The following is a 2,829-nucleotide window of genomic DNA, read 5'->3' as shown; positions in this document are numbered from 1 at the left end:
CCGCCAACTTCCTCGACATCGGTGGCGGCGCCTCCGCTGAGGTAATGGCCAACGGTCTGGACGTCATCCTCGGTGACCCGCAGGTCAAGAGCGTCTTCGTCAACGTGTTCGGTGGCATCACCGCGTGTGACGCCGTCGCGAACGGCATCGTCAAGGCTCTGGAGATCCTGGGCGACGATGCCAACAAACCGCTGGTCGTGCGTCTCGACGGAAACAACGTCGAGGAGGGTCGCAAGATCCTCGCGGAGGCGAACCACCCGCTCGTGACCCTGGCCGACAACATGGACTCCGGCGCCGACAAGGCCGCCGAGCTCGCCTCCAAGTAGGAAGAGAAGGAACCAGAAGACATGTCGATCTTCCTCAACAAGGACAGCAAGGTCATCGTCCAGGGCATCACCGGTGGCGAGGGCTCCAAGCACACCGCCCGCATGCTCGCGGCCGGCACCCAGGTCGTCGGCGGCGTCAACGCACGCAAGGCCGGCACCACCGTGTCCCACAAGGACAAGGACGGGAACGACGTCGAGCTCCCCGTGTTCGGCACCGTCGCCGAGGCCATGGAGGCCACCGGCGCCGACACGACGATCCTCTTCGTCCCGCCGCCGTTCACCAAGGACGCCATGATCGAGGCCGTCGACGCCGAGATCCCGTTCGCCGTGGTCATCACCGAGGGTGCCCCGGTTCTGGACACCGCCGTCGCGCACAACTACAACGTGTCGAAGGGCTCCAAGACCCGGATCCTCGGCCCCAACTGCCCCGGCATCATCACGCCGGAGGAGTCGCTGGTCGGCATCACCCCGGCCAACATCACCGGCAAGGGCCCGGTCGGCCTGGTGTCGAAGTCGGGCACCCTGACCTACCAGATGATGTACGAGCTGTCGGACTACGGCTTCTCGACCGCCATCGGCATCGGTGGTGACCCGATCATCGGCACCACGCACATCGACTGCATCGAGGCGTTCGAGAAGGACCCCGAGACCAAGGTCATCGTCATGATCGGTGAGATCGGTGGCGACGCCGAGGAGCGTGCCGCCGAGTACATCAAGGCCAACGTGACCAAGCCGGTCGTCGGCTACGTCGCCGGCTTCACGGCTCCCGAGGGCAAGACCATGGGCCACGCCGGCGCCATCGTCTCCGGCTCCGCGGGTACCGCGCAGGCCAAGAAGGAGGCCCTCGAGGCCGCTGGCGTGAAGGTCGGCAAGACGCCTTCCGAGACCGCCAAGCTCGCCAAGGAGATCCTCGACTCCCTGTGATCGGAATCGATCACTGAGCTGGAGGACCAGCCTTCACCGCGACCCCCGTCATCTCCGGATGGCGGGGGTCGCGGCGTGCCGGGGGTGCCACTTCCAGGGCGGGTATCTACGGTGGTCAGAGTGAGTCCCCAACGTGTTATCCGGCCCGCAGCGCGTCGCTCTCCCGCAGGCGCCGGGTCGTTGCTGTGGACCGCCGCGGCCGCGGCGCTCCCCGTGATCGTCACCGTGCTGGTCCTGGCGGTTCTCACCCTGGGCGTGCTCGTGTTCACGGCGCGGGGGTTCGATTCGCTGTTCGCCGTGGTGGCCGTGGAATGGCTCGTCGTCAACCGCGTGCCGCTGACCGTGGACATGGTCGGCCTCGGATTCCTGCCCCTGCTTCCGGCACTGCTGTACGTGGCGATGCTGTCGCGGCAGACGCGGGCAGTACTCGCAGATGTCGAGCGGCCGGGGGCCCGTGAGGCGGGAGCCGCAGTTGTCGGCGCGACCGTGGCGGGACTGGTGCTCACGGGACTGGCGTCGCTGCTCGTGAGTTCCGCGGCATCGGAGTTCGCCGTGCGTGAGACGTCTCTGCCTCTCGCGCTGGCGTGGACTGCCGCGGTCGGGATCACCGGCTCAGGCCTGGGCGTATGGCTGTACTTCCGCGACGACCTGCGCGAGATCCTGCCGATGTGGGTGCGGGGCGGCATTCATCTGGGTGTCGCGTTCGTCGGGGCGACGTGGGCGATCTCCGCGGCGATGGTGCTGATCGGTGTCCTGTTCGCGTGGGATCCGATCGCGGCGAGCCTGGAGATCGGCAAGGGCTTCGTGGGGACGGCCGCGTTGACCGCCATCTCGGTGGCGTACCTGCCGAACGTCGTGATGGCCGGTGCCGCGCTCACCGTGGGTGGCGAGGCCCATCTGGGCGAGGCGTCGTACAGCGTGTTCGCGCTGTCCCGCGGACCGATGCCCGAGGTTCCGCTCGCGGCGGCGCTGCCCACGACGAGTCCGCACTGGGTGGTGCAGGGGCTGCTGCTGGTGACTGTGGTGGTGGCCGCGGTGCTGGCCCGCTCAGTGGCGCATTGGTTCCGGACGACCGGCGACGCGGTCAAGGCGACGTGGCTCGCGGCGGCGATCGTCGCGGTGGTCCTGCTTCTCACCCCGGTGGTGGCGGGCGGCGAGCTCGGCGTGCTGGGCACGGTGGGGACCGGGGCGGTGATCGCGGCCGGGATGGCGCTGTTGATGTTCGGGATCATCGGGTCCACGACGATCGCCCTGTCACTCGCCGGGTTGACGCGCCGTCGCGAGCGTGCGGAGAGCGAGCTCGCCCGCCGTCGCCGCCGTGCGGGCGTCGCTGCCGACGACGACCACGACGATGACGACGACCGCGACCTGAACCACCCCGACGACCCCGACGACATCGACGATGTCCGCGATGATGCCGACTACGACGACGGTGGGCACGAGACCGATGGCGAAGACCGGGTCGGTGAGGACGAGGACGAGGTCGGTGAGGTCGATGCCGACGGCGACTACGAGAACGACGACAACGACGACGACGCTCTCCCACAGAACGTCGTGGACGGGGATTTCGGTCGCGCTG

General features: G+C 68.4%; 2 protein-coding genes and 1 pseudogene. All 3 read left to right on the top strand.

The window, feature by feature from the left end; translation table 11 throughout:
- Positions 1-326, top strand: a pseudogene (locus GX543_RS02595) (succinate--CoA ligase subunit beta); the annotation flags it as partial.
- Between the two features lie 21 nt (positions 327-347).
- Complete coding sequence (gene sucD / locus GX543_RS02590) at positions 348-1,250, top strand: succinate--CoA ligase subunit alpha (RefSeq protein ID WP_264888725.1); 903 nt, start codon at positions 348-350, stop codon at positions 1,248-1,250.
- Between the two features lie 120 nt (positions 1,251-1,370).
- On the top strand, positions 1,371-2,829 hold a 1,459-nt coding region (locus tag GX543_RS02585; RefSeq protein WP_290849582.1), incomplete at its 3' end, for a DUF6350 family protein.

The organism is Gordonia sp. (in: high G+C Gram-positive bacteria), from assembly GCF_012515855.1.
GTDB lineage: Bacteria > Actinomycetota > Actinomycetes > Mycobacteriales > Mycobacteriaceae > Gordonia.
The sequence above is the reverse complement of the archived record's forward strand: the minus strand, read 5'-3'. Positions and strand labels throughout refer to the sequence as shown.